At 53.5% G+C, this 7,888-nt stretch carries 10 protein-coding genes and 1 pseudogene; 5 read left to right on the forward strand and 6 right to left on the reverse strand.

From position 1 onward, the window contains the following. Nucleotides 1-143: 143 nt before the first annotated feature. The 5 genes from VB712_RS07850 to VB712_RS07870 all read right to left on the reverse strand — a co-directional run bounded on the left by VB712_RS07850 (nucleotide 144) and on the right by VB712_RS07870 (nucleotide 2,896). Nucleotides 144-362 (reverse strand): hypothetical protein, encoded by a 219-nt coding sequence (locus VB712_RS07850; RefSeq protein WP_323253846.1) that lies wholly within the window; start codon nucleotides 360-362, stop codon nucleotides 144-146. Between the two features lie 70 nt (nucleotides 363-432). Then, entirely contained in the window at nucleotides 433-1,083 is a 651-nt protein-coding gene (cbiM, locus tag VB712_RS07855) for a cobalt transporter CbiM (RefSeq protein ID WP_323253848.1), read from the reverse strand. After that, nucleotides 1,083-1,562, reverse strand: coding sequence for a carboxypeptidase-like regulatory domain-containing protein (locus tag VB712_RS07860; protein ID WP_323253850.1), 480 nt, complete (start codon nucleotides 1,560-1,562; stop codon nucleotides 1,083-1,085). Before VB712_RS07860 ends, cbiM begins: the two co-directional genes overlap by 1 nt. A gap of 77 nt (nucleotides 1,563-1,639) precedes the next feature. Beyond that, nucleotides 1,640-2,500 carry a hypothetical protein gene (locus tag VB712_RS07865; protein ID WP_323253852.1) on the reverse strand — a complete coding sequence of 287 codons (861 nt, stop codon included), beginning with the start codon at nucleotides 2,498-2,500 and terminating at the stop codon, nucleotides 1,640-1,642. Between the two features lie 129 nt (nucleotides 2,501-2,629). Further along, a complete protein-coding gene (locus tag VB712_RS07870) occupies nucleotides 2,630-2,896 on the reverse strand; it encodes a hypothetical protein (protein ID WP_323253854.1) in 267 nt (88 codons plus the stop codon). Between the two features lie 65 nt (nucleotides 2,897-2,961). Between VB712_RS07870 and hemB the strand changes: the two genes are divergently transcribed. Genes hemB through VB712_RS07895 form a run of 5 tightly spaced genes read left to right on the forward strand, consistent with a single transcriptional unit; the run spans nucleotide 2,962 to nucleotide 7,438 of the window. Then, the gene (gene hemB / locus VB712_RS07875) at nucleotides 2,962-4,008 is read left to right on the forward strand and encodes a porphobilinogen synthase (protein ID WP_323253855.1); all 1,047 of its coding nucleotides are present in this window, start codon (nucleotides 2,962-2,964) and stop codon (nucleotides 4,006-4,008) included. 51 nt (nucleotides 4,009-4,059) lie between these two features. After that, nucleotides 4,060-5,088 carry a GTP-binding protein gene (locus VB712_RS07880; RefSeq protein WP_323253857.1) on the forward strand — a complete coding sequence of 343 codons (1,029 nt, stop codon included), beginning with the start codon at nucleotides 4,060-4,062 and terminating at the stop codon, nucleotides 5,086-5,088. A 57-nt stretch (nucleotides 5,089-5,145) separates the two neighbouring features. Next, nucleotides 5,146-5,943 carry a hypothetical protein gene (locus VB712_RS07885; RefSeq protein WP_323253860.1) on the forward strand — a complete coding sequence of 266 codons (798 nt, stop codon included), beginning with the start codon at nucleotides 5,146-5,148 and terminating at the stop codon, nucleotides 5,941-5,943. Beyond that, nucleotides 5,940-6,749: a metallophosphoesterase family protein gene (locus VB712_RS07890; RefSeq protein ID WP_323253862.1), complete on the forward strand. Its 810-nt coding sequence runs from the start codon at nucleotides 5,940-5,942 to the stop codon at nucleotides 6,747-6,749. The genes VB712_RS07885 and VB712_RS07890 overlap by 4 nt, the downstream gene beginning before the upstream one ends. An 8-nt stretch (nucleotides 6,750-6,757) precedes the next feature. Next, nucleotides 6,758-7,438, forward strand: coding sequence for a metallophosphatase (locus VB712_RS07895; protein WP_323253864.1), 681 nt, complete (start codon nucleotides 6,758-6,760; stop codon nucleotides 7,436-7,438). 44 nt (nucleotides 7,439-7,482) lie between these two features. Here the strand turns inward: VB712_RS07895 and VB712_RS07900 are convergent. Beyond that, nucleotides 7,483-7,888: pseudogene (locus tag VB712_RS07900) on the reverse strand (hypothetical protein); the annotation flags it as partial.

The following is a 7,888-nucleotide window of genomic DNA, read 5'->3' on the forward strand; positions in this document are numbered from 1 at the left end:
GCGTCGCTCACATCGCTGGGGTATCCTTGTCTAGGCATTTTCTACTCTTGCGTTCTTTATCCCCTTTTTCCCTCTTTTGAGGCTTTCACCCCCCTCTTCTTTATCTTTTCTTCACAGATACCCTCTAGGGAAATGTTTGAGCATTAACCATTTTGATCTTGCTGTTTTGTGACTAAAAGATTCATCAAAACATTCGCAGCTTCAGAGCAATCGTAGGGCGACCAAATCGGATACTCTTGATTGGCAACAAAAATATTTGTTTCTTCTTCCTTGACCAGTTCAGTTGCCAAGAATTGCATCAGACGCAGCTTGTCAATTTTTGGCAGTTCTTGAATTTGGCTCATCAGTTCAGTTAATGGCATGAATCTCCTCATCTTAGGGCTGATGAAAGGGAGCGATCGCTCTCCCATTTTACCTCTGGCATCCACATTCTCACTCTTGTCGTAGGGGTTCCCCCGCCATGGGTTGGAGGATTTCCGGCTTCACCCGTTCGAGAAAATTGATCGCCATGACGGTAAAAGCTCCCTCAATCAGGGCTTGGATGCCATAACCCCCCAAGGCGGCAACAATAGCGGCCCGTTCGAGATCAGCATCAAGCTCCGGAGCGATCGTGCTCAGGGTTAAGCCTACATAGAGGAGGGCAGCGGCAAAAAGGGCGATCGCCCCTCCCCCAAACCGCGTCATCTGTCGCCAGTTGCGCCCCTCTCCCCATTGACTCAACCCATAGGCCAACAAGGCCGGTAGCCCCATAATCAGGGCATTCACCCCCAAACTCGATAACCCCCCATGGCCAAACATCACCGCCTGGAAAAATAAGCCAATCAGGATCGCCGGGAAAGCGTAGTAGCCCAAAATAATTCCCATTAAGCCATTGAGGACGAGATGGATACTCGTGGGGGGGACAGGGATATGGATCAGGGAGAGGACGAAAAAGCCAGCGGTCAGGAGGGAGGCCTTGGGGAGTTGAGCGGTGGGGTCAGAGGTGCGGTGAATTTGGCGGAGGGTGAACCAAGTGATGCCCCCGGTGAGGGCATAGCCGCCAATCATGATCTGGGGTGGGAGTAAGCCGTCGGGAATGTGCATTAGGGATCTGTCGGTTTGCGGGTGAAAAAGAGGGCTGTGCCGATGAAGCCCCAAACGGTGGCGATCGCCATCATCGTTTTCTGTAAGGGCGAATGGGTCGCTACCCCCGCCTCGGCAACGGTGGTAACGGCTTCCCCCTCGGTATCAATGGGGATCGTGATGAGCGTGCCATGGCCCGCTTGACGGACTTTCACATCCCAATTGCCCGGCTGATCGGGGGTAAAGCGGAAGTGGCCCTGCTCATCGGTGGTGCCGGTCTGCCAAGGGGTGGCAGGGTCTGCGGGGCTATAGATCGTGACTTGGGCATTGTCCATGGGGCGATCGCCCTCAAAAACGGCCCTTAATTCCACCGTTTGCTGAATGTTAAATTCAACAGAACTACTATGGGCCAAGGCTGGGGAAGGGTCATGAGCAAGAACAGGCATGAGGCCGCCAGTAAACAGGAGCAGGAGTAAAAGCAAGGATTTAGAGCGTGGCATAGTCAATAACATTGTTAATCATAACGGAGGGGCAATCGGCGTTAGTGTACCGATCACCCCTCCCTCAACATTTTGGTTTAGGCTTCCCGGCGGCAATGGCCTTCCCCCACATGGCCCAAATTATCAAGGGCTTGGATCAAAATTTCATAATCCGCAGCACTGAGGCGACTTTCCAGATCGGTGAGATTGGCGACCAACTGCCCCTCGACCGCCAAGGCCGCTAAGGGATCAAACCCCAATGCTCCCGTATTAATCTGATCATCAAGGGCTTGATCGGCCCGGCCAAAGATGTGATCCCAATGGAACGTCATCTCAACTTCTGCCGCACCATCGGCGGTTAACATCCCCTTGCGCTCATCCCCGACAAATTCACCGCAAAGATAAGCCACCTCATGGGCAAAGCTCAGTTCAAACGCAACGGTTTCATCGCCTTTGCTAGCGGTTCCCTTGAGCAAGATAGCTGGTTGATCCCCCATGTTCGTCAGTTTCCAGCCCAGAGCATTATAGGAACCTGCCGGGGCATCGGGCTTTTGCGTCACCTTGACCATTTCCTCCGCTGTGGCTTCAGTGAGGGTGACGGGGGAGGGTTGAGTGACGAGGCTAACAGCTTCTTTTTCTACCAAAGCGGCATCACTTTCGGGATCATAGGGGGGATCGCTTTGGTAGGCGGTGACATCATTGAGGATCACCTCAACGTGATCAAATTTAATCTCCCAGCCTTCTTTACTCGTGATGCCGTCGTACATGAAATCTTCGCCGTTGGCAATGAGCGTGAGTTCTCCTGTCCCATCGGTTGCCGCAGTATCTTGAGTTGCGGGCGGAACTGTGGTCTCGGTGGGAGTTGCGCCGCAACCGCTGGCAGCGAGGGTAAGGGCGATCGCCACGCTGACGCGCATCGTCACCCCTAAGAGGGTTCTGTAGCTTGATGATTTGACCATTATGATTTCACAAAAACATTAACCCAGGACAAACAATCCCTAGCTTTGGGTTTTATTGTTCGGGGATCTTCTCGGAAAGTTCAATGCCTGTGTGGGGGATGTAGGGGATTAAGAATTGCTTAAAATTTTTTAGGCCAAACTGGCTTTGATGAGGGTGGGAATAATCCGCTCACAGGCCATCCTTGCCCCGGAGAGGTTTCGCGCCGTCGGCCCCACTTGGAGCGCGGCCCATCCCCCCATCACAAACACCTTCAGTTTTTCCCACCGTAACCGCTCATCCACCACCGGCAAACCCCCCACCCAGGGAAGGGGATCGAGGGCCGTAATTGTTGGAAGAGGGGAACTTAGGCCACGCATCAACCCTTTCAGCCCTGGGTCAGGGGGAGCGATCGCCATGATCACGGCTTGAAAAAGGGCAGGTTTTTGGATAGAATGAGAACCATTCTCACATTAGCCCCTCCATGACTTTACCCGACACTCCCGCCCTTGAACCCGTTGATCTCAGCCCAGAACCAACGGCCCCGCTCCTTTATCGTCCCCGTCGCCTCCGCAGCAACCCCGCCATCCGTCGCCTCGTCCGCGAAACCCATCTCCAAGCCAGCAACCTGATTTATCCCCTCTTTGTCATGGAAGGGGAAAATCAACAGGTTCCCGTCCCCTCAATGCCGGGCATTTTTCGCTATACCCTTGATCTGCTTTTGGAAGAGGCGAAAACGGCGGCCCAGTTGGGGATTGGGGCGATCGCCCTTTTTCCTCTCATCCCCGAAGCCCAAAAAGACAACACGGGCCAGGAAAGCTATAACCCCGCTGGCCTGATCCCCCGTGCTATTCGCACCCTCAAAACCGCCATCCCTGATCTGGTGGTGATCAGTGATATTGCCCTCGACCCCTACAGCGATCAGGGCCATGATGGCATTGTGGATGAAACGGGGCGCATTCTCAATGATGAAACCGTTGCCGTATTGTGCAAGCAGGCGATCGCCCATGCCGAATCTGGTGTAGATTTTGTCGCCCCCTCCGATATGATGGACGGCCGCATCGGGGCGATCCGCCGCACCTTGGATAACGCAGGCTATCACCACACCAGCATCCTCGCCTATTCTGCCAAATACGCCTCCGCCTACTATGGCCCCTTTCGCGATGCCCTCGATTCAGCCCCCAAATTTGGCGATAAGAAAACCTATCAAATGGACATCGCCAACAGCCGCGAAGCCCTCAAGGAAGTGGCCCTCGATATTGCTGAAGGTGCGGATATCGTCATGATTAAACCTGCCCTAGCCTATCTCGACATCATCGCCCGGATTAAAGCCACCACCAACATCCCCGTTGCTGCCTACAACGTCAGTGGCGAATACGCGATGATTAAAGCCGTCGCTCAACAGGGTTGGATTGATGAAAACACAATGATTTTAGAAACCCTCACCAGTATTAAACGGGCCGGCGCTGATTTAATTCTCACCTATTTCGCCAAACAGGCCGCTCAATTACTCACCCATTCCCCCCAATAATTCCTGATGAATGCCAACCCTAATCCATCGCCATCGATTCCTAAACGAGGAATGCCCCTAACAATTATCACCGGCTTTCTTGGCAGCGGCAAAACCACTGTTCTGAATCACATCCTCAACCATTGCCAAGATTTAAAAGTAGCAGTTTTAGTGAATGAATTTGGTGATATTAACATTGATAGCCAGTTATTGGTTTCAATGGATGAAGATATGATTGAATTGAGCAATGGTTGCATCTGTTGCACGATTAATGAAGGTTTAGTGGATGCCGTTTATCGCGTTTTAGAGCGGGATAAAATTGATTATTTGGTGATTGAAACCACGGGCATTGCTGATCCCTTGCCGATTATTCTCACGCTCCTGGGTACAGAATTGCGGGAACTGATTCACCTCGATTCAATTTTAACCCTCGTCGATGCGGAAGCCTTTGATGAGGATCACTTTGACAGTGAAGCAGCATTAAACCAGATTATTTATGGGGATATTATCCTCCTCAATAAAACCGATCTAGCCAGTGAGGAAAAATTAGCAGCATTGGAAGCATTCATTCATGATTGTAAGGTTGCCCCTCGGATTTTACGCTGTCAACGGGGAGAAGTTCCTTTGCCCTTGATTTTAGATGTGGGGGCGAATAATCCCAGTCAGTATCAAGCGTTGTTAACGGCTGAACCGGAAGGTTCCCACGATCATGATCATGACCATGATCATGACCATCACGATCATAATCATCACCATGAACACCATGACCACCACTATGATCATCATTCCCAACATTTAGAGAATGATGGCTTTATTTCCTATTCTTTCCAGAGCGATCGCCCCCTTTCCATTGAAAAATTTCAAAGCTTCCTCGATGATTTACCCGCCAATATTTTTCGCGCCAAGGGCATCCTCTGGTTTAGTGAAAGTGAGCAAAAACATATTTTCCAACTCAGCGGCAAACGTTGCACCATTACCGCCGAACCTTGGGGGAATCGCTCCCGTTTTAGTCAATTAATTATCATTGGCCGACAACTGGATCAAGCCGCCCTCGCAACGGCCCTGAAGGAATGTCACGCCCTCAACCCGGCCACCCTTTAACCCATCAGCCCCTTTCCCCAAAAATGGGCGGAGGGAATCGTTCATGAACTCCTGATTATGCCTAAAACCCTACCCCATCCCCCTCAACCGGGACTTTACCTTGTCGCCGGCCCCCCCGGCAGTGGTAAAACCCACTGGATTCGGGAACAACTCCTCACCTATCCCCAAGGTTCCGCCTATGGTTCCCCTAGCCAAAGCGGGTTTTGCCTCGATTTAGCCTATTTGGAAAGTCAAACCCCGATCCAAGCGATTGATGCGGCTCAATTGGTGGAAGTAGCCTATTGGGCCCAACAACGGCCCGTGTATTTGGAACTGGGCTTTCATGTGGATTTGGCCGCCTTGCCCTCCTTCCCGGAGGTTGTCCCCTGTTCGCGCATTGCTGTTTTACCGCCGGGCGTAGCCCTCAGTGAATGGCACAGTTGGGCGGATGATCTGGTAGTGGGCATGGGGCCAATGGTTCCCCAATTGCCGAACCAGGTGCAGAAATCCTCCCTGACGGGGGAAGTGTTTGATCCCGCTAGTTTAGATGTGGTATGGCATGAGTTGACCCATGGAGCCTATGGCCGGGTGCAACGGGCCAAGGGGTTGTTTAACCTAGCCGATGGCTCAACCTTTTGGTTTAGTTTCAATGCTGGACAACCCAGCCACTATGAAGAATTGCCCCGGCCCCGTTGCCTCACGGGCCGTCCCGCCGGGTTGAGTGGCATTGAGTTGATGGGGTGGGATGTGGATGCGGGGGCGATCGCCGCCAGCCTCACCGCCAGTTGCCTCAGTGACGAACTCCTCCTCCACCACCAAGCCCAACTCCGCAATTCCCAAGAACCTGTTGCAACCCTTTCGGAGCAAATCCTATGAAAATTGCTGTGCTGTCTTGCATTCATGGCAACTTTGAAGCCCTCAATGCCGTACTGAGGGATCTCGATCAGCAGGGGGCTGAGGAAATCTATTGCTTGGGGGATCTGGTGGGCTATGGCCCCCATCCCAATGCCGTTGTGGAAATGATTCGGTCTTTAGATATTCCCACCTGCCAAGGGTGTTGGGATGAGGATATTGTCGAGGGTTTAAATGCCTGTGAATGTAGCTATCCCTCCCTCCTGGCGGAAGCGCGGGGCAAACAGGCCCATGAATGGACAAACGCCCGCATTCATGAAGAAGTGCGGGATTATTTAGCGCAACTCCCCCTCACCCTCAAACGGGATGACCTCTGCTTTGCCCACGGCAGCCCCCAAAATCAGCATGAATATCTGATGCCGGAAATGAACGCCTTTGCCGCCTTGGAGCGGGTGCTGGCCGTTGATGCCCGTATTCTCTTCTGTGGCCATACCCATGTTCCCTACGTCCGCACTCTAGAAGCGGGGACGATGACGGTGCGACTCCATCACACCCCAGACCAGCGAGAGCAAGCCTTTACCACCCCCCTGCGGCGGATCGTCAATGTGGGTTCTGTGGGGGAACCGCGCCACGGTCGCCCCAACGCCACCTACGTGATTTATGACACCGATGGGGATCAGATCACATTGCGAGAGGTGGCATACGACTATGAAAAAACCTGTGCGGCGATTATTGACCAGGGGTTGCCGCCGATTTTTGCTTGGCGGTTAGCTCAGGGTTTGGAGTTTGCCGAGCGGGCCGATGATCCCAGTCATGTTTGTGAACGTTAGGGGGCAAAATGTGGGCAATTTTAACGGGCATTGAAGGAAATTTAGCAGCCTATGAGGCGGTGATTGCGGATCTGCGCCGTCAGCCGGTGGAGGATCTGTATATTTTGGGGGATGTTTTGGGGTTGCAGGGGCCGGTGGGGCCGCTGTTGGAACGGTTGACCCATCCCCAAGCGGGGGAGTTAACCCCCCAAATTTGTAGCGGGTTTTGGGAGGAGCAGTATTTGCAGATGCTGGGGTGGATGGGGGGGGAGCCTCAGCGGGAATGGGTGGAGCCGTTGATGGCGGCGGTTCCTGAGGGGGCTGTGGCTTGGGTGCGATCGCTCCCCTTTGGTTTTTTTGAACTCGATTGTCTTTTAGTCCATGGCAGTAGCCAAGGGGTACGGGATGAACTCACACCGGCAACGCCCCCCTGGGAATTGTTGGACTATCTCGTGCGCATGGATGCCCATTATCTGTTTACGGGCCGTTGGGGGAAACCCTTCCATGTGGAATTGGCTGAGAGTGAAATCACCGCTGAGGTGATCACCTTGGATCAGCCGCCCCTTTCCCAACAGGCCCACCTCTCCGAACGCCATGTGATCGGCGTGGGAAACGTGGGGCGGATACCAGGGGAAGCGCATTATGGTTTGTTTAATCCCGCCACAGGCAAGATGGCGTTTAAATCGGTAGCCTATAGCAATGCCCAATGATGCGGAGCGGGTGCGTTAGGGTTTTGCCTAACCACACCCTACCCTTAATCTCCGACCCGCTCTAAAAAGGTGCGCACTTGGCCATCCCGCTCCAAAACGAGGCGGATTTCCGCTGTTTGCGCCCCGGTTAGGGGGGAGACAAAGGCTTCTCCTAAACGGGGCATGGGGGTTTGGGGGAGATATGCCGCCGCTGTGGTTCCCAGGGGCAGCAATCGTTGTAAGGAACCATTGGTATTGAGGCGAAGCCGGTATTCCAGACCTTGGGTTAAATCCTCAGGGGGCTGCCAACGGGCTTGGAAATAGTTGCGCACCTCCTCCACTTGAGGTAACGAGTTAAAGGGGAGGGGGATGCTGGATTCTGGCGTGGCGGTACGGGGGGCAGGAGCCGCCTGGGGTGCGGGGGCAGGTTGAGGAGTGCGGGCGATGGTGGCTTCCTGCTCTTGGAGGGGG

This window comes from Spirulina sp. CCNP1310, from assembly GCF_034932185.1.
Classification (GTDB): Bacteria; Cyanobacteriota; Cyanobacteriia; order Cyanobacteriales; family Spirulinaceae; genus Spirulina.